Origin of the sequence: Microcoleus sp. Z1_A1, from assembly GCF_036700305.1 — a bacterium.
GTDB lineage: Bacteria > Cyanobacteriota > Cyanobacteriia > Cyanobacteriales > Microcoleaceae > Microcoleus.
In genome coordinates this window covers 12162-30535 of the sequence record NZ_JAUBOR010000007.1, presented here as the reverse complement: position 1 = coordinate 30535, position 18374 = coordinate 12162, and the positions used below count along the sequence as shown (strand labels likewise).

General features: G+C 45.6%; 18 protein-coding genes. 12 read left to right on the top strand and 6 right to left on the bottom strand.

Annotated features, from left to right (window positions below; genetic code table 11):
* Positions 1–73: 73 nt before the first annotated feature.
* Entirely contained in the window at positions 74–1678 is a 1605-nt protein-coding gene (locus QT973_RS06330; RefSeq protein ID WP_333055508.1) for a protein kinase domain-containing protein, read from the bottom strand.
* A 212-nt stretch (positions 1679–1890) separates the two neighbouring features.
* The gene (locus QT973_RS06325; RefSeq protein WP_333055507.1) at positions 1891–3558 is read right to left on the bottom strand and encodes an NB-ARC domain-containing protein; all 1668 of its coding nucleotides are present in this window, start codon (positions 3556–3558) and stop codon (positions 1891–1893) included.
* 225 nt (positions 3559–3783) lie between these two features.
* On the opposite strand from QT973_RS06325, the gene QT973_RS06320 reads away from it, so the two are divergent.
* The 4 genes from QT973_RS06320 to QT973_RS06305 all read left to right on the top strand — a co-directional run bounded on the left by QT973_RS06320 (position 3784) and on the right by QT973_RS06305 (position 6585).
* Positions 3784–4374 carry a C39 family peptidase gene (locus QT973_RS06320; protein ID WP_333055506.1) on the top strand — a complete coding sequence of 197 codons (591 nt, stop codon included), beginning with the start codon at positions 3784–3786 and terminating at the stop codon, positions 4372–4374.
* Positions 4375–4531: 157 nt separating this feature from the next.
* Positions 4532–5410, top strand: a complete 879-nt coding sequence (locus QT973_RS06315; protein WP_333055505.1) for a peptidoglycan-binding protein — start codon at positions 4532–4534, stop codon at positions 5408–5410.
* A 65-nt stretch (positions 5411–5475) separates the two neighbouring features.
* Positions 5476–6303, top strand: coding sequence for an N-acetylmuramoyl-L-alanine amidase (locus QT973_RS06310; RefSeq protein WP_333055504.1), 828 nt, complete (start codon positions 5476–5478; stop codon positions 6301–6303).
* A gap of 27 nt (positions 6304–6330) precedes the next feature.
* Positions 6331–6585, top strand: coding sequence for a hypothetical protein (locus QT973_RS06305; RefSeq protein ID WP_333055503.1), 255 nt, complete (start codon positions 6331–6333; stop codon positions 6583–6585).
* Positions 6586–6901: 316 nt separating this feature from the next.
* Here the strand turns inward: QT973_RS06305 and QT973_RS06300 are convergent, their stop codons facing one another.
* The gene (locus tag QT973_RS06300; RefSeq protein WP_333390939.1) at positions 6902–7555 is read right to left on the bottom strand and encodes a pentapeptide repeat-containing protein; all 654 of its coding nucleotides are present in this window, start codon (positions 7553–7555) and stop codon (positions 6902–6904) included.
* Between the two features lie 50 nt (positions 7556–7605).
* Between QT973_RS06300 and QT973_RS06295 the strand changes: the two genes are divergently transcribed.
* The 6 genes from QT973_RS06295 to QT973_RS06270 all read left to right on the top strand — a co-directional run bounded on the left by QT973_RS06295 (position 7606) and on the right by QT973_RS06270 (position 13720).
* Positions 7606–9039 (top strand): hypothetical protein, encoded by a 1434-nt coding sequence (locus tag QT973_RS06295; protein WP_333390937.1) that lies wholly within the window; start codon positions 7606–7608, stop codon positions 9037–9039.
* Positions 9040–9450: 411 nt separating this feature from the next.
* Positions 9451–11034 (top strand): chloride channel protein, encoded by a 1584-nt coding sequence (locus QT973_RS06290; protein WP_333338848.1) that lies wholly within the window; start codon positions 9451–9453, stop codon positions 11032–11034.
* 62 nt (positions 11035–11096) lie between these two features.
* Complete coding sequence (locus QT973_RS06285; RefSeq protein ID WP_333259471.1) at positions 11097–11960, top strand: Rpn family recombination-promoting nuclease/putative transposase; 864 nt, start codon at positions 11097–11099, stop codon at positions 11958–11960.
* Between the two features lie 57 nt (positions 11961–12017).
* Positions 12018–12593: an HAD family hydrolase gene (locus QT973_RS06280; RefSeq protein WP_333055499.1), complete on the top strand. Its 576-nt coding sequence runs from the start codon at positions 12018–12020 to the stop codon at positions 12591–12593.
* 284 nt (positions 12594–12877) lie between these two features.
* Positions 12878–13357, top strand: coding sequence for a J domain-containing protein (locus QT973_RS06275; protein ID WP_333055498.1), 480 nt, complete (start codon positions 12878–12880; stop codon positions 13355–13357).
* Between the two features lie 90 nt (positions 13358–13447).
* The gene (locus QT973_RS06270) at positions 13448–13720 is read left to right on the top strand and encodes a DUF3143 domain-containing protein (protein ID WP_333039717.1); all 273 of its coding nucleotides are present in this window, start codon (positions 13448–13450) and stop codon (positions 13718–13720) included.
* Positions 13721–14043: 323 nt separating this feature from the next.
* Here QT973_RS06270 and QT973_RS06265 read toward each other — a convergent pair whose 3' ends face one another.
* The 3 genes from QT973_RS06265 to lysA form a co-directional block, all read right to left on the bottom strand.
* Entirely contained in the window at positions 14044–14790 is a 747-nt protein-coding gene (locus tag QT973_RS06265) for an isoprenyl transferase (protein WP_333055497.1), read from the bottom strand.
* A gap of 20 nt (positions 14791–14810) precedes the next feature.
* Positions 14811–15704 carry a diadenylate cyclase CdaA gene (gene cdaA, locus QT973_RS06260; protein ID WP_333055496.1) on the bottom strand — a complete coding sequence of 298 codons (894 nt, stop codon included), beginning with the start codon at positions 15702–15704 and terminating at the stop codon, positions 14811–14813.
* Between the two features lie 230 nt (positions 15705–15934).
* Positions 15935–17353, bottom strand: coding sequence for a diaminopimelate decarboxylase (gene lysA, locus QT973_RS06255; RefSeq protein WP_333259468.1), 1419 nt, complete (start codon positions 17351–17353; stop codon positions 15935–15937).
* A gap of 180 nt (positions 17354–17533) precedes the next feature.
* Between lysA and rimI the strand changes: the two genes are divergently transcribed.
* Positions 17534–18148: a ribosomal protein S18-alanine N-acetyltransferase gene (gene rimI, locus QT973_RS06250; RefSeq protein WP_333055495.1), complete on the top strand. Its 615-nt coding sequence runs from the start codon at positions 17534–17536 to the stop codon at positions 18146–18148.
* 2 nt (positions 18149–18150) lie between these two features.
* Positions 18151–18374: hypothetical protein (locus tag QT973_RS06245; RefSeq protein ID WP_333390934.1), on the top strand; the 224-nt coding region annotated here is incomplete at its 3' end.

Below are 18374 nucleotides of genomic sequence, written 5' to 3'. Positions count from 1 at the left end.
CATTAGTCCTCTGAAGCGAGGACTTGTGCTTTGAGGCAGGGGTTTAAACCCCTGCCGGACTATCGGGGATACGCTATAACTTTAAATTTTGAAAATTTTTGCTGAATTCTTGCAGCACCCATCTCTGTTCTTCAGGCAATTCAGACGACAAATTATTATAGCATTTTTTCCAATTAAATCTAGATTTTTGTTGATTTCCTTGACGTTCTAAAAGAACCGCTTGCAAACAGTAAGCAACAGAACGATCGCTAGAAATATTAATCGCTTTCGTCAGGTTATTGTTAGCCTCTTCATATCGCCCTAACTCCAACTGCGCCCAACCTAAATTTTTGTGTATAGTGTACGTTGTCTTAATATCTGTGGCAAGTGGTAAAGCTTTTTCTAACAGCGGTAGAGCTTTCGCATATTGTTTATCTAAAATTTCCAGTCGCGCCAAATTATTTAAAGCTTTATTAACACCTGCATTGATAGCAATTTGATATGCAGCGCGAGCCTTGTCATACTCTTGTTTGTCTTCATAAATTACGCCTAAGTTATAGTTAACTCTTCCATCATTTTCTTGAAATAATAGAGCTATTTTATAATATAATTCCGCATTGTCTAAACGTTGATTTTTGTAATTGCTCAAACCTTCTTTGTTAAGATAAAATACTATCTGGGGTGAGAAAGTCCACAAACCGCCTAGCAAAAAAAAGCTAGCTAGAGCTAGTTTGCCTACCCAGTTAAAACGAATCCTATCAAAAATAGGATTCGTTTTACTGGGTTCGATGGATTGTTTAATTTCTGGCAATGGTTGCGCCACGCTTTCCAAGGGCGATCGCGCGTCTCCTCGTGCCAAAATCTGCAAGATTTCCTGGCAGTTTTGTGGTCGCTTGCCAAAAAAAGGAGCCATCATGCGGTCAATTAAATCTGCCAAATGTGGTAAAACTTGCGTTGCTTTATCTCGCCATATCAATTCACCATTGTCAGGATTTTTATGTAAATCGATCGGCACTTTTCCTGTCAGTAAATAAACAAAACTACGCCCCAAAGCAAAGAAATCCGATTGCGGTACTGCATGACCCTCTGCTTGTTCGCTTGGCGTATAGCCAGCAGAAATAATCGCAGTTGCCGTATAATTTTCTTTTTGTTGCCGCAAGTAAGTTTCTGTTACTTCTCGCACCGCACCAAAATCAACTAATACCAATTTCCCATCCGGCTTTAACATGATATTGGACGGTTTAATATCTCGGTGAAAATACTGCTGCTGGTGCAGTAAATTGAGAATTTGTGTGAGTTGTGTCAACCAGTCGATCGCAGTTTCTGTATTTATTGGTTGATTCGCTCTTGCTAACATCCACTCTTGTAAATTTTGCCCCGGTATTTTCTCCATTACCAAACATGGTAACGGTTTGCTACTACCTTCAGGCCAATTAAAATATCCGTCTTTTTCTACACGAGGAATGCCGGGGTGTCTTTGGCTCATTAAGAACTTTGCTTCTCGCTGAAATAAAATGGTGGCTTTTTGCTTAATATCTGGGTTATTAAAGTTATCTAAATTCAAAACTTTTAATACTTTGATAATGCCACCATCGTCTACTTCAAAAATATCGCCAAAGCCACCGCCACCAATGCGATCGATAACTTGGTAGCGACCTTGCAGTAAAAACCCTGGATGAATTAAGTTACCTGGAATCATAGAACCTCTTGAGAAATCTCGTTTTTACCTGATTCTAGATCCCCCTAAATCCCCCTTAAGAAGGGGGACTTTGAGAAGACTTCCCCCTAAAAAAGGGGGACTTTGAGTACATCCGGTCCCCCCCTTCTTAAGGGGGGTTAGGGGGGATCTAAGTCTAATACTCAAACAGCATTCTTTAACCCTAGATTTTTTTCCCAAATGATTTAGGCTCGCTATATTTCAGTTTGTCCTAGCAGTTTGAGAAGATTTTTCTCTGCATATTGAAGCTTTGGGGAAGGACACTCGCGCACTTTTGACAAAAGTTCTTTTAGCTGCATTTGATAATTATTTATTCGAGTTAAATCTAAGCGTTCTCGAACTTTGGTTAAGATCGGGTGTAGCTGAGTAATTTTAGTGTCCTTGAGTTCGGGCGATCGCTCGAAAGCATGACTTCCGATTAAACCTAGCTTGTCGGTGGATTGCGCTTCCATTGCTTCGAGAATATTTTGGCATATTTGTTCGATCGAATTATGGGTGAGATATTTCATCATCACGGGTTCGAGAGTGAATTTTGCTTCAGCACTAGAGGGAGAAAGCTCTTTTTCGATTAACGAACGCCTTACCAAGGATTCTAATACTGTTAGTAATTCTGAACTAGAAACGCCTGCTGATAATTTTGCTTTCAGTTGGTTCCAGGAAATCGGCTGCTGTTCGATCGCCAGCCAGTACATGACAGCTTTTCCTAAATCCGATAACCGCTGAAAATGTTCGTTAAGTAGATTGGCAAAAATATCGCCAATAACTAAGGAGCTTTGACCCATAAATTGACTAATATTGCCATTAAACAACTCTTGAATTGTGGTAGCAGTAATTTTCAGTGCAGCCGGATGACCTCGGTATACTTGTATTAGTTCGTCTAAGCCGTTTTCTGAGTCAGAAAAACCAATGGATGCCAACAGCATTTTTGCATCTGTTTGTTTTAAGCCTTTAACTTGTAATGTACGCACAGGTAAGGTTTCGCCTGCTAAAGATGCAACCTCTACAGGCTTTTCTCGCGATAAAAGTAGCAAGCAGCTTTGATGCCTTTCTTCTGAGATTCGTCGCAGTAGTTGACCGTACCCTTCATAACCATCTCCGTAATACCCAGCGATATCTCCACTTTGCAAAATCATTTCCCAATCATCTAGGATCAGCAAACAACGGCGATCGCGCAAACTTTTGATTAGGGAAGAAATTTGCTCGCCTATAGTAGTTGGCAGTTGCGTTTCTGGGGAACTGCTGGCAAATGAGTTCAACTCAGTCAAGATTGTCAGCAAGGGAGGTGCATGACGGAGACTGCGCCAAATTAGATATTCAAATTCACCCTGAACTTGTTCTCCCAGTTTAGCAGTCAAAGCCGTTTTACCAATACCTCCCATACCCAACAGCGCCACCAAGCGACAGCGATCGCGGAGTACCCATTGACTGAGGGTATTTAATTCTGCGGCGCGGCCGAAAAAATTTGAGACTTCCGGCGCTTCACCCCAATCTTGGCGTAAGGGAGTGCTTGTAACTCCTGAAACATCGCCAAAATCCTCGATGTTGACCAATTGTTCCGCTATTTCTGGTGCAATTGGCTGTGCGGCTGTCTCTGACTGCAAGAGCGATCGCCTTTCCAATGCCGCTTGAAAGTTTTTTTTACTGACCCTTTCCCCTAAAGCTTCCGAAAGCAGCTTCCATAACTTGGGGCCCACATCTTGCATCAGGTATTCGGCAGCATATCCGTAAGTCTCTGCAATCTTATGATACTCATGACCGTGCCAAGATCCTGTCAGAATTATTACTTCTATATCTTTTAAGTGTCTGTTTGTTTTGGCAAATACGGCGGTATCTGCGAGTTTCAGCCCTTCTTCAAAATTCATCAGGTTAAAATTTTTTCATTGGATCTTGAGTATAACCTGAAGTTTACTGAGGTTTACTTAGTTAGACTGAGGTTGCCTCAGTCTTTTTATTTTTGTATTTAACTTTAACAACTTAGGTTATCTATATAGACCGTACAATAACAACTCGCTACTGTATACATATCAGCTCAAACAAACGAGCTGAAGCCAAATCAATTATTTACAACACTTACCTTGAGGTAAATTATGGCTGTCAATCATAACGTTCCGTATTTCAGTCAAGAAGATAACGAGATTCAGCCCTGGCGCACTTGCGGTGCTACAAGTTCCGCAATGTGTCTGAAATACTTTCAAGTTGCAGATTTAGGTTCCTTTCCACAGTACGAAGATGATGTTAAAAAACGTTTCGATCGGCTGGGAATAGATCACGGTTCTCCCGATGGCATCAAAAGATTGTTAGAGGGTTTAGGGTTGAGAGATAAGTTGACATTAAAGGGAAGTCTTTCAGACATCACTCGGTCTCTCGATTCTGGCGAGATCTGTATATTGCACGGTTTTTGGACGAATTCAGGTCACATTCTAGTTATTCGCGGCTATAACAACAACGGTGACTTTTTTGTGAATGACCCAGCCGGAGAATGGTTCCACTCAGGCTATCGGAAAAATTCCTCATTTTCACCAGATAACAAAGGCGAAAACAAGTTATACAGCGGTAAATTGATATCCTCCGCGGGCAATGCCTCTAGTTTGCGTGAAGCTTTATCTTTTTATGACAATTGGGACAGTAGCACGATCGAATCTACTGCAACAATGTGGCTGCATCGAGTTTCTAAATAGCCGAAAAACTTACTGCGTTTGCAATTAAAATTGCGTCCGGTAAAGCCCCTGAATAAAAAAAGTTTGTAGTGAGGACTTTAGTCCGCATTTTTCCCAAACCTGCAACAAAAGACTGAAGTGCTTACTACAAACATCATTACTACTTGGAGAACTGAATATGACCATTAAAAAAGTCGAGTTACAAATCAATGACGGGATTATTGATAGCCCTCACCTGATTGACGAGGTAGAAATCCTGCAAAGGCGCTTGAAAGATTGGGGATTATTACCCAAAGATGCCAAAATTGACGGACTTTTTGGGTCTGTCACAAAAGCAGCAGTCGAACAATTTCAACGGATGCGCCCTGCTAATAAAAGCCAATTTGTCCCCGGCGGACTACAAGTTACTGGAAAAGTTGATCGCAATACCTGGGCTGAGTTGCTGAAAGTGAAGCCAGAAGAAATAATCATAGTTAGTCGCACACCCAAGACTTCGGATATGCCCGATGGATTCCCTAGCATCGATCGTATTTTAGATGTTGCTCAATGCCCATCCGAAATTCGCCCCTTTGCTCAGAAAAATTTGCCTCTTATTCTCAATCAATGTCTCAACGATGGAGTTGTCGATCTAGGGCAAATTGCCTATGTTTTTGCAACGGCCCAACATGAATCCCTTTTGGGACGGTTCATGATGGAATTAGCTGATGGGTCGGATTATGAAGGTCGCGAAGATTTAGGAAATACTGAACCCGGTGATGGCCCTCGCTTTAAAGGCAGAGGTTTTGTCCAAATTACAGGGCGTCGCAACTATCAAATCTGGAGCGAAAAACTCGGAATTAATTTGATAGATAATCCAGAAAAAGCCGCTCTCCCTGAAATTGCTGCCATGATTCTAGTTCGGGGAATGCGCGATGGTAGCTTTACGGGTGTAGGTTTGAGTGGTTCCATTGTGGGCGATCAACGCGATTTCTCTAAGGCCAGAAAAATAGTGAATGGACGGGACAGGGCCGATCTCATCGCGCAGATTGCTGAGCATTACTTCAAAGCCATAGCCTAAACAGAAGTTGCCCCCTCCGTGGGGGAAATTCCACCTACAAATTAAACAATTCGGAGTCATTTTTTATGTCATTTACAGCAAAAGTTGTAACAGCAGCAGCGTGGGGAGCCAGACCGCCAAAATCTGGAACATTTCCTTTTCAAATGACTATTCCCCGCTATGTAATTGTCCATCATACAAACAACCAAAATCCTCCCAACGATGCCTCAAGAGGCACGCTTGAAGGAGCGATTAAGTTAGCGCGAAACATTCAAAACTTTCACATGGATGATAATGATTGGTCGGACTCAGGACACAACTTCTTAAATACAACCGGAGGGTTGATTTTAGAAGGTCGGCACGGTTCCCTAGATGCTGTGAAAAAAGGGTTTTGCATTCAGTCAGCCCATGCAGGGCAAGATCCAGGAAAATTAGCCAACGGCAATCAATCTCCTGGTATTGAAAATGAAGGGAATTTCATGACTTTCCAAATGAGTGAAAAGCAATGGGAGAGCCTTGTAGAACTTTGTGTGTCATTATGCGATTCTTGCAATATTAGTCCGCTCAATATCAAGGGACACAGAGATTTCAGCAATACTGATTGTCCGGGTGATTTGCTGTACAGTCAACTTCCCCGTTTGAGAAAACAAGTTGCTGATAAGCTAGGTATGCAATTCACTCCCGAACAGCTAGAAAATGATTCGCAAGTTGTGGATCTAAAGTTTGGTTCAACAGGTTCAGCCGTTATAAAACTCCAACAGCGATTGCGCGATCGGGGATTTAATCCAGGAGCAGTTGATGGTGTATTTGGTGAAAATACACAAACGGCTGTAAAAGCTTTCCAGCGTTCTGTTGGACTTGAAGATGATGGAATAGTTGGTAGCCACACTCGAACTAAGTTAGGACTTAGTTAAGCTTTAATCATTTAGGAGGTTAATCAAATGACACATTCTTCTATAGTTGAGACTCAACCAAATTCTTCAGAACATGGAAAAGAGCTTGCCGAATTATTCCAGGAAGATAATGGGAAATACTCGACAATGCGAGCCATGAGTTTTATTGCGCTGATTGCAGCGATTGTGTTTGGTGCAATAACAATAACTAGCAAAGATTCTGAGGGGAAATACATTACAACTGCTTTTTTAGTTGCTGCTTTCGCGCCAAAAGCTGTTCAAAGATTTGCAGAACGTGTGTAAGTAAAGTTGGTATGACTTACGCACAGGGGCTTAGAAACCGGGTTTTTTTACGAAAATACACAGGTGGTGACCTGCAGATTCGGTAAAAAACCCGGTTTCTGGAGTCGGAGTGCGTCCAAGACTGGCTGAGTTAGATAGATGATTAAAGCAGCCGACGCGCTTGTAAAATCTGCTCTATTAGAATAGCGATCGCACCTCACCCCTTCATCTCCTCACCAAATAACCAGAAATGAAGGTTGCAGGTGCGATCGCCCTCTGCTCTGATTAATGACAACTGACAACTGACAACTATCAACTGTCAACTGTCAACTGACTTTCATTCCTGCCGCGTACCATCAGGCATCACCGCCCCCTTTAAATTCGCCCCTGCCAAATTAGTATCCAACAGCAAAGCATTTCTCAGATTAGCACCCTTCAAATTAGCACTTTCCAGATTAGCCATCCACAGATTAGCCCCCTCCAAATTCGCCCCTTCCAAATCAGCGTTAACGAGAAAAATACCTTTCATAAAAGCACATCTTAAGTTAGCACTTATCAAATTACTCCCTCCCAAATAAGCATCCTCTAAAAACGCCTTTTCTAGATTGCTTACCTCCAAAATTGCCCCAGCCAAATTGCTGCTTATCAGGTAAACCCCAGCCAAATTGGCCTGTTTCAAGTTAGCATTTACCAAAGGCGCGCTCCACAAATTGGCATCTTTCAGGTTGACTTTTTCTAAATTGACGCCTTCCAGAAAAACTTCGCTCAAATTCCCCCCGGAAAGATTGCAACCTTGACATTCTCTCGCTGTCAGCAATTGCCGGACTTGATGCTTGACTGACGAACGGTTCGCTGCGACAATTATTAAACCTGTAGTTGCTAAGGCAATAATACTAAAAGTTGCCAGCCCGATCGCACTTACAAGCTTTCTCTGTTGTATTTTTCGGAAAATCCGCTTGCAGCCCCTAAAAATATTTACAAAATTGCTCATATTTATAATCAAGTGTTTTGCTTCCCTGCCCTTCCCCTTCCCCTTGCCTTATGAAAAAACAGTTAAAATTTAAATTTCTGACGATCGCACTTATTGTAAGCTTAGCAATAATCGGTGTCGGGTGCGATCGCCTTTTCAAAAAACCCTTTCAACTTCCCGCCTCAGCCAAACAAGAACCCTGGCCAATTCAAACAGGCCTCCGAACAGCCATCGTCCGCGAAAATATACCAACAGTCAACCGCGTAGTTTTAGTACCCGACGAAGCCACATTCTTAGCAGCAATCCAAAAATGGAATCTCAAAGGACACTGGCCTATTCTCATCGAAGACAAAAAATATGCCCCCATGTTTTTGCAGCGCTTTAAACCCGAAGAAATAGTCCGTTTGCCCAGCATCAAACAGCAACTGCCAAAAAATCAAAAACTCCAGCAATTAATGCTGAACGCCACAGCAGCAGCCTGGAATGCCACCGATACTCCAACCTTAAAAGCAAAATGGCAGCAACTCGGCTGGGAACCCCCAGGAGTAGTAATCACAGCAGAAAACGACCCAGCACGCTCAGCAGCAGTTGCCTTAGCAGCCGCTCACGGCCAACCTTTAGTATTTCTAGAAGGCAACTTCGGGAAACCCAACGATACCCTCAATAACACACAGTGGAAAACTCTGCAACTAGCAGTTACAAAAGCCGTCGAATCAACCGGATTTTTTTATTCTCAACTCGCAGACCCGATCGACACAATAACCATTGTACGCCAACTAGCAGTCAAATATCAATCTCCTGAAAAACCAGAGGAACAACTAGCCGTTACCGACGGTTTGGGAAGACACCCCAACGGCGAACGCTGGGCGGCTGTCGGCTGGATTTACGGTTCCGAGGTACGATCGATCTATCAAGCCATGTGTGCCATATTTCTAGACAGCCAAACAGCCATGCTTTATGACAGTTACCCCAAGGAAGGAAATTGGGCAAAATATGAAATGGAGGAAGCAGCTAGCGAACTAAAAACCATAGGTTTAAATGTCGAATTAGTGCAGAAACCCGAATCGAGCCTAGAAAAGTGGCGGAGTTTAGCCTCAAAACCGTGGACATTTGACTTAATATTAATTAATTCCAAAGGCTATCCAAAATCATTCCAAGTGGGCAACGGCGACGCTTTAGTTGAAGACATACCAAAACTACAATTTCCCGCAGCAATCCACATGATCCACAGTTGGTCAGCAGCAGCGCCAGATGACACAAACACCGTTGCCGGAAGGTGGCTAGAGAATGGTGCTTACGCATATATTGGCAGCGTCAACGAACCTTTTTTATCGGCATTTATTCCACCTAAAATAATCGTCGATCGCCTAAAGCGAGGAGCACCCTTTTTAATCGCAGCACGTCAGCTCGAATCCCCACCCTGGAAAGTCGCCACCATCGGCGATCCGCTAATGTCGATCGCCAAACCCAGACCAAGAATCCCGCCCAATCAACAACCGATATGATAGTATGCGCGAGCGAGGATTTTAAAATTAGAGATTTGAGATTTGTGGTTTGAGATTTGTGGTTATCAGGGAAAATCTCCCATCGACAATTCTTTAATTTGAAAGTTGTTTTTTACTGAGTTATATGATATTGCTAGTTCACTGATGCGATCGGCATAGCCACCCACAAGGTAAATATAGTTGATTACCATTATAGCCAGAGTATATCTAAGTTTGAATGTAACTGAGCATACAATCACGCCAAATCCGTCGCTCCTCATAATCAGTCATTCCACCTCAGCGGCTAGCCCCAAAAATTTACCCGAAAATACGCCTTAATTAAGTTGTCAATTCCCCTAAAATCACTCAAAATGAAAATAAGAAATAAATTGTAATAATTATATAACTTCTCACCGAAGAATTAACCGCTAAATGAGAGCCATCCCTCCTGTGGATCTGCAGCCACCCGGGCCAACCGCAGCAACTCCCCAAGCCTCCCGACTGAGCCCGTTATTCAACCGCCTGCACCCCAGCCCAGAAACCCTCCTGCTCATCCTCTCCCTAGTCATAGGGGGAGTTACGGGCGCAGGCGTCGTCACCTTTCACTACCTCATCCACTTCATCCACAGCCTGATGCTGGAAGACTTCATGGGGGCGATCGCCTCGAAAGGCTCTTGGACGCTAGCCTGCATTCCCACCCTCGGCGGAGTCATCATCGGGCTGATGCGGTGGCGATTTCGGGACTTTGGCCCGAATATGTCTTCCTTAATTGCAGCCACCCGCGGCCTGCAAGAACTCTCCCCCCTCAAACCCATCACCAAAATGGTGGCAGCCTCAGTTTCCCTCGGCACCGGCGCCTCCCTCGGCCCGGAAGCCCCCAGCGTCGAAATCGGCGCTAATTTTGGAATGCTGCTGGCTCAAGTTTTGCAGCTCTCCCCAGAACGGCAGCGCTTGCTCCTGGGCGCCGGAGCAGCAGCAGGTTTATCCGCCGGATTTAACTCTCCCATCGCCGGAGTCTTCTTTGCCTTAGAAGTCGTGCTCGGCAGCACCTTCGCCACTTCCTCAGTCAGCGTAGTCTTGCTCTCCGCCGTAGTTTCGGCGCTCATCGCTCAAATCTGCTTGGGAGCTCAGCCGGCCTTTTCTTTGCCAGTTTACGATGTCCGCAGCCCCCTGGAACTGCCTCTGTATATGGGATTGGGACTTTTAGCGAGCGGAGTGTCTCTAGCCTACACAGAAGCAATTCAATTAGCCGAGGGCTGTTTTCAAGGAAAAGTCCGAGGATTTGCTTGGCTCGGACGACTGCCCCGGCCGCTTCACCCGATCGTCGGCGGGGCCGCAGTCGGCTTAGTCGCCCTGCAATTGCCTCAAATTTTGGGTGTTGGCTACGAAACAGTCCAAGCCATGCTCCAAGATGTTAAATTTTCCTTGCCTTTGCTGTTGCTGCTGCTGTTTGTCAAACTGGCGATGACCGCAATCAGCCTCGGCAGTGGTTTAGTGGGCGGTATATTCGCTCCGGCGATGTTTTTGGGAGCTTCCCTGGGTTCGGCTTACGGCCTCTTTTTGGAAATGCTGCCGGCAATGAGCGATCGAGTCGCTGGCCCTGCCGCCTACGCAATGGTGGGAATGGCCGCCGTCCTCGCCGGCAGCGCCAGAGCACCGCTGACAGCCATCCTATTGATGTTTGAATTAACCCGCGATTACCGGATTGTCTTGCCTTTGATGGCAGCAGTCGGATTGAGCGTTTGGCTGGTGGAGTGTGTCAACCGCCGATCGACAGCCCACAGCCTCAACCTTCAGCAAATGGGCGTAGACGTGGCTGTCAATACACCGATCAAAGCCAGAGAACAGTTGCAGGATTGGGAAGATGTTCTGGGCGATCGCATCGTCACAGAACTGATTTCTTGCCAACTCCCCACCGACGGCGAACACAGTATCGAGGAGCCAGTGCTGGCGATCGCCAATGCACATTTGCCGGAAAATGTCAAACCATTACCTGAAACAAAATCAGCAGTTTGACGGATCTCAAATCCGGTTATTTCGTCACCAAACCGATCGCCTTAAAGCTAAATCTGACAACCATGATATTTATCAACCCGAAAACCGATTACGCCTTCAAAAAAATCTTCGGTTCCTCAGAAAGCAAAGAGATTCTAATTAGCTTTCTCAACGCCTTAATTTATGAAGGAAATCCCACCATCCAAGACTTAGAAATTATCAACCAGAATCTGCCGATCCAAGTAGAAAATTTAAAAGATACTTACCTTGATGTCACAGCCAAACTAGACGATGGCACCTTAGTCATTATTAAAAATCTAGTTCTCAACGTTCAATATTCTGGCAATCGGGTGTTGTACAATGCAGCCACAACCTACGCATTTCAATTGCAAAGAGGAGAAGGCTATCGAATGCTCAAGCCATTAATAGCTTTAACCATTACAGATTTTGAAATGTTTCGCAACAGCCCTAACTTAATTTCGAGATTTGTGTATAAAGAAGTTAAAAGCAATTTAAACTATCCCGAAGATGCCATGAATTTAGTGTTTATAGAATTACCTAAATCCCATAAAGAAGCAAGTCAACTAGAAACTTTGACAGATAAATGGATATATTTCATGAAATATGCCAGAATTCTCTCAGAAGTTCCCGAAACAATCGATAGCGTACCGGAAATCCACAAAGCATTCGATCTTGCCAATCAAGCCCGGTTAAGTCGGGAAGAAGTAGAAGTTTTGGAACGCAGGGAACAGTTTATTCACGATCAACAGGGGGTAATTATTAAAGCTGTTGAAGAAGCAAGACAGGCAGCAAGACAGGAAAGAATACGAAAAGAAACGCTAGCGATCGCCCGACAATTACTTTCACAGCTAGATAATGCCACGATCGCCCAAGATACGGGGCTTAGCGTTGAGGATGTGCAGAATTTGCGACCGGGCGATTCATAGTTTAAAGTAATTGGGTACAGGAGTGGAGCTATACATAGTGATCAACGATTTTTGATTATGGATTATAGAAAAAAACTATTGATCCTCGATCTTGATGAAACTTTAATTTATGCTGCCGAAGCATCTCTCCCTCGGCAAGCTGATTTTTTAGTGGAGCCATATCACATTTACAAACGACCGTTTCTAGATGTCTTTTTGAAAAATTGCCTGGACTGGTTTGATGTGGCAGTTTGGACATCTTCTTCGCCGTCTTATGCGAGCGCAATTGTCTCAGCCCTCTTTGAAAATCCTAAAACTTTATCGTTTGTGTGGGCAAGCGATCGCTGCACAGTTGCTTACGATATGGAATGGTTGGAATATTACAATCGCAAAAATCTCAAAAAGGTCAAGCGCAAAGGGTATCGTCTAGAGTCAATCATTGCAGTGGATGATACACCTCAAAAGTGGGAGCGCAGCTATGGCAATCTGGTGCGAGTAAACCCCTTTGAGGGGGAGGAGACGGATGATGAATTGAAGTATTTGCTGCTTTACTTGGATCAACTCAGATATGAAGAAAATATCCGCAGTGTCGAGAAAAGGTTCTGGCGAAATCGGCTTATCCGATCCATCGGTGAGTCATATCAAATCCGTTGACATCGGAATTATTATCTCTCTCTTCTCTTTCTCTGTGTCCTCTGTGCCCTCTGTGGTTTAATCATTCCGATATAATCGGAATTGATATCAGATATCTCAAACACTTCGTCAAGTCGCATAACAAATCGATGAAGCCGAAGGCATGAATATCTTGGTGCTGAGTTTGATGTTACTTGCCGTCGCCTTACGCCCACCCTCAACCCCTCGACATCGCAGACAGTGGCGCTACCCTCAAATCTGCTCTAAAATAATCAAAAATTATAAACAAGCCCAGAGGCGCTGAGGTGACTCCTAACGAGGGAACGGCAAACAGCAAAAGTCAGAAAATACCCGGCAAAACCCCCTTGGGTTCTAGTTACTACGGCTTGTTAGGGCTGCATCCTTCCGCATCGCCGATCGAAATTCGGCGATCGTACCGGGAACTGAGCAAACTCTACCATCCCGATACCACCGAGCTGCCACCCGCAGTCGCCACCGCCAAATTTCAGCAGCTAAACAACGCCTACGCCACCCTCAGCAACCCAGAACGTCGCCTCGCCTACGACCTCAAAATAGGCTATTCTCGCCAGAACGTGATTGGGCCACCCCCAGGCTTCAATACTCCGGTTTCGGCATCGGGCAAAAAAACTTCCAACTCCGCTTACCTAGATCCCACGGATCGACCTCTTTCCCCCGGAGAAATGTTCGCCCTGTTTATCATGGGAGCTAGCTTAATCGGATGTTTGGTACTGGCGATCGCGATCGGCTTAATTCGCGGCAATTAAACCCTCAAATCCCAAATCTCCAATCTAAAATCGGCAATCCTCAATCCTCAATCCCAAATCTAAAATCTAAAATCTAAAATCTAAAATCCCATGACTCTTCCTTCCGCCGACACTCCTTTGTACAACCATCCACTCCCAGAAATCGAGCAGTGGCTAAAAAGCCGCGGCTGCCAGCAAGATCGGCGAGAACTCCACTGCTGGCAGATCGAGCAACTTACATGGAAAGCAGAACTTTCCCTCGATATTGACCAACTTACCGTCCGCTACATCGATGCTGGAGCCGACGGCCAAGACATTCAGCGAGCATTCAAATACTCCCTCTCACGTCAGGACATTGAAGCGGCCGTTTTCTCCGGCCCCTAATTTGATTTTAGATTTTAGATTTTAGATTTTAGATTTGTCCTCCAATCTCACATCTAAAATCGTTATGTTGAGCAGGAACTGAGTGAAATTGGTATGAGATTTTAGATGGGGAATCCAGGTAAAAAGCCTCAACCCTGCAAGCATTTACATGGGATTGCGATCGTCCCGGTCGCTCTATTTTGCTGTGCAGGACGCTCGCAGGTGGCGTAAAAACGTTTTTTACTTTTATGGAGATGCTCCCTCAGAATCCACACCTACTTGGAAACTGAAAAATCAACCAAAAAATCTAAAATCTAAAATCCAAAATCCAAAATCCAAAATCGTTAGACTTTGCCAAATCGGCGGCTGCGCTTCTGATAATCAGACAAAGCGCGGTGAAACTCCGATCGATCAAAATCCGGCCACAGCGTCTCAGTAATGTAAATTTCCGAATAAGCCATTTGCCATAGTAGAAAATTGCTCAACCGCATTTCCCCGCTCGTCCGGATCAGCAAATCCGGGTCACAAATATCAGCAGTATACAAATAGCGTTTAAATAAAACCTCATCAATCTCCTCCGGCTGCAACTTGCCCTCTTTCACCTGAGTGGCGATCGCCCGACAAGCTTGTACAATCTCCTGACGCCCCCCGTAATTCGTCGCCACCGTAAACAAAATCCCCTGATTATGCTGAGTGGCCGTCACAGAACGCTCGATTTGGGCCTGCAAAGACTTCGGCAAAGCCTGCAAATTCCCCATAAATTGAATTTGCACGTCCTCGTCCACCATCTCCCGCAATTCTTGTCGCAACTTTCCCTCAAATAAACTCATTAAAAAATCCACTTCCCCGGCAGGCCGCCCCCAATTCTCCGTCGAAAAAGCATAGGCCGTTAAAGCTGGAATCCCCCAATCTTTGCAGCAGCGCAGCAGTTCCTTCAGAGTGCTAGCTCCTCGGCGGTGCCCCGCAATCCGCGGCAAGCCCTTCTTCTTAGCCCAGCGCCCGTTCCCGTCCATAATCACTGCTATGTGCTTAGGCAGTAGTTCCTGTTGCAGATCCTCCGGCAACTTTTCCAAGCAAATTCCTTGACTCATGGTTTCTCCCGATTACCCGACTAACGGCGCAGTATCCGTTTTAATAGCGTCACTCCCTTCAATCCTATCTGGCGTCCGAGATTGCCGATCGGAATTGGAGCCACAACTCTTTCTCCCTCGGACGGAAACAGCTTTGCTTCCAGCAATTCCTTAAGTTTGTTGCTAGTCAAAGGTCGATTTAAAAGTCCCATCTGGGCTAAAGAAATAGAACCCGTTTCCTCGGACACCACCACGCACACGCAAGCTTGCACCCGTTCCGTAATCCCCATCGCCGCCCGGTGGCGCGTTCCCAACTGCCGCGACGCAGTGCGATCGGACAAAGGCAAAATTACCCCCGCCGACACGATCCGCGAACCTCGAATCAAAACAGCTCCGTCGTGCAGCAAAGTTTGCGGCTGAAAGATAGTCTGCAACAATTCTTTAGAAACTTCAGCATTTAGCTTTAATCCCGGCACAGAAAAATCTCGATCGTCGATCGGAGAATCTGTTTCTATAATTAGTAAAGCGCCCGTGCGGTTTTGCGAAAGTTCTTTTACTGCGTCCACAATTTCATCTATTACGCTGTCCGGTTCGGGAGTTGGCCGGCGATCGCGTCCAAACAATTGCCGAAATTCCCCCCGACCCAATTGTTCCAGAAATCGGCGAAACTCCGACTGCAATATTACCGCCATTGCCACAGCCGAACCAGTCACCAAGCTATTTAGCGCAACGTGCAACAGCCTCAATCCAGCCCAGTTGCTCACCGCCGCCGCCAGCATCAAAATGATAAATCCCCGTACCATCCACAGCGTTCTGCGCTCGCCAACAATGACGAGCACCAAATACGCAAGGGCAAAAACCAGTCCAATATCGATCCCTTGAATCAATAAGGACTGAACCAGGGCCAAGTCAAAGCCAGATTGTTGATTGTTCATGGTTCATCGAACGCTACCGCCTGTGAACCGCGAACCGTGATGCACTCGAACCCGTGAACCATGAACAGTTGTTATAAGGAATACTCTGAAAATCCCCGTGTTTTTAGACCGGGGAGTGTCAATCCAATCGCGTGACTGAACAAGGCAAAAGTTAAAAGTGAAAAGGCAATCGTCACTAAGTAAACATGGATTGTCTTTCTTTTAACTTTTAACTTTTAACTTCTAAGTTTTTACTTTTGAGCTCCGAGTCGTTCAGGAAGGCGGTCAAGCCTCAGCAAATCCTGGTAAGTTTCCCGCTGTATAATCGTGTTAACTTCCCCATTTCTCACTAAAACCGCTGCCGGTCGGGGTACTCGGTTATAGTTAGAAGCCATACTGTAATTGTATGCCCCTGTGGCCGTAACCGCGAGGACATCTCCGGTCTGACACTCGGGCAATTTGGCATCTTTAATCAGAACATCGCCTGATTCGCAGTGTTTCCCAGCAATTGTCACTGTTTCCGTTAAGGCAGCAGACATTTTACCGGCTGCGAGGACTCGATAAACTGATTGATAGGTAATAGGACGCGGATTGTCCGACATCCCTCCATCCACAGCTAGATACGTCCGCATTCCCGGAATGACTTTTTGAGAGCCAACGGTATAAGCAGTGACGCAGGCTGTACCGACGAGCGATCGACCCGGTTCGCAAAGCAATTTTGGTAATGGCAATTGCTGCCGCTCGCAAGCTGCTACCACTGCGGAGCAAATTGTACGAGCCCAATCTTCAATGCTGGGAGGATCGTCCGCTTCAGTATAGCGAATGCCCAACCCACCGCCAATATTAATTTCTGTTGCTGGCAAACCATAACTCTGTGCTTTTGTCAAGGCCTGAATTATGACTTCGGCTAAATCGTCATGGGGTTGCAGTTCAAAAATCTGAGAGCCGATGTGAGCGTGCACTCCCACGCAAAATAAGGACGGCTGTTGGCTGATGAAAGTAAATACTCGATCGAGCGAGTTGGGATCAAAGCCAAATTTACTATCGATTTGACCCGTCTGAATGTACTCGTGGGTGTGACACTCAATTCCTGGAGTAAACCGCACCATAACTCGTGTCGGCCCACCTGTGAGGCTGCTGACACCCAATTGTCCCAACTCTGCTAGAGTCTCTAAATCCCGCCAATTGTCGGCTACGGTAATGCAGCCGCTTTCGACAGCTAGCCGCAGTTCCTCGCGGGACTTGTTGTTACCGTGGAAGTAGATTTTGTCGGGACTGACTCCGGCTTGCAGTGCAGTGTAGATTTCTCCGGCGGATACGACATCTATGCCTAAACCTTCGTCCGCTGCGATCGCGCAAACTGCCAAACAACTCCAAGCTTTAGAAGCATAGAGCACTTGAGATTCGCCCGGATAGTAACGCCCGAAAGCATCCCGGTACTGGGTACAAGCCGCCCGCAACGTTTCTTCGTCTAAAATATACAACGGCGAGCCAAATTGCTCCACCAAAGCTGTCACCTCGCAGCCTCCGATTTCCAACCGATCGCTGCTGTTAACACTGGCTGTCAGCGGTAACAGTTCTTGATTGGGCGATCGAGTTTGCAGGGCTTGTTGAGACTCAGACAGATACTTAAGTCCCGATTCCACCCCGAAAGATTGAGTTGATACCATCGCGCAATAACTATCCTTACGGTCTTTCCCAGTGTACAATTGACGGCAAGCAATTGGGTCAGTTGCCCCCAGATTCATTCCGCAAGCAGGCTGACTGACTGAGACTCGATCGAACTGGAGCATCCTTGCAGTGAGTAATTATCAAATCTAAAATCTAAAATCTAAAATTTAAAATCGACTGTGCGTTTTCTACAAATTAAACATCTCGTCGCAGAAGACCTCAACAGTGCAGTCGAACTCGATCGGCTTTGTTTTGGGGGACTTTGGGCGATCGAAGGCTACAGGCGCGAGTTAGACAGTCCTAACAGCGATTTATTAGGTCTTTGGACATGGGAAACTGACGACTGTGAATCAGCTCAAAACCGGGCGGGCACGGAGACACCGCCCCTACAGATTCCGCCAACTCTCATTGGTATCGGTTGTTTGTGGGCGATTTTAGAAGAAGCTCACATTATCATGCTGGCAATTCATCCTCAGTTTCAAGGTCAGGGTTTGGGACAAGCTCTGCTTTTGGCTTTGCTAAAATCGGCTTGTGAAAGACAATTAGAACGGGCAACCTTAGAAGTGCGGGAATCGAATTTAGCCGCAGTTTACCTGTACAAAAAGTTTGGTTTTAAAGAGGCTGGACGGCGCAAGCGATACTACGAAGACACCGGAGAAGATGCTCTGGTAATGTGGCGCAGCGGTCTGGAAAAACCGGAATTTCAGCAATATTTGACGGTTGAGAAACGGGAGATGTGCGATCGGCTGCATCAGAAAAACTGGCATTTGGCGATCGACATTTTTGAGTTGTGAGCATGAGGCTCCAGAAACCGGGTTTTTTACGACCATACTTCATTGCCACCCGCAAACTCGATAAAAACCCGGTTTCTTTTGTCGGTATTCAAGCACCCATGAGGCTTCAGAAACCGGGTTTTTTACAACAATACTTGATTGCCGCCCATAAACTCGATAAAAACCCGGTTTCTTTTGTCGGTATTCAAGCACCCATGAGGCTTCAGAAACCGGGTTTTTTACAACA

Coding starts and splice junctions, on each gene's coding strand:
- QT973_RS06330 (WP_333055508.1), bottom strand. CDS start 1,678: ATGATTCCAGGTAACTTAATTCATCCAGGGTTTTTACTGCAAGGTCGC.
- QT973_RS06325 (WP_333055507.1), bottom strand. CDS start 3,558: ATGAATTTTGAAGAAGGGCTGAAACTCGCAGATACCGCCGTATTTGCC.
- QT973_RS06320 (WP_333055506.1), top strand. CDS start 3,784: ATGGCTGTCAATCATAACGTTCCGTATTTCAGTCAAGAAGATAACGAG.
- QT973_RS06315 (WP_333055505.1), top strand. CDS start 4,532: ATGACCATTAAAAAAGTCGAGTTACAAATCAATGACGGGATTATTGAT.
- QT973_RS06310 (WP_333055504.1), top strand. CDS start 5,476: ATGTCATTTACAGCAAAAGTTGTAACAGCAGCAGCGTGGGGAGCCAGA.
- QT973_RS06305 (WP_333055503.1), top strand. CDS start 6,331: ATGACACATTCTTCTATAGTTGAGACTCAACCAAATTCTTCAGAACAT.
- QT973_RS06300 (WP_333390939.1), bottom strand. CDS start 7,555: ATGAGCAATTTTGTAAATATTTTTAGGGGCTGCAAGCGGATTTTCCGA.
- QT973_RS06295 (WP_333390937.1), top strand. CDS start 7,606: ATGAAAAAACAGTTAAAATTTAAATTTCTGACGATCGCACTTATTGTA.
- QT973_RS06290 (WP_333338848.1), top strand. CDS start 9,451: ATGAGAGCCATCCCTCCTGTGGATCTGCAGCCACCCGGGCCAACCGCA.
- QT973_RS06285 (WP_333259471.1), top strand. CDS start 11,097: ATGATATTTATCAACCCGAAAACCGATTACGCCTTCAAAAAAATCTTC.
- QT973_RS06280 (WP_333055499.1), top strand. CDS start 12,018: ATGGATTATAGAAAAAAACTATTGATCCTCGATCTTGATGAAACTTTA.
- QT973_RS06270 (WP_333039717.1), top strand. CDS start 13,448: ATGACTCTTCCTTCCGCCGACACTCCTTTGTACAACCATCCACTCCCA.
- QT973_RS06265 (WP_333055497.1), bottom strand. CDS start 14,790: ATGAGTCAAGGAATTTGCTTGGAAAAGTTGCCGGAGGATCTGCAACAG.
- cdaA (WP_333055496.1), bottom strand. CDS start 15,704: ATGAACAATCAACAATCTGGCTTTGACTTGGCCCTGGTTCAGTCCTTA.
- lysA (WP_333259468.1), bottom strand. CDS start 17,353: ATGGTATCAACTCAATCTTTCGGGGTGGAATCGGGACTTAAGTATCTG.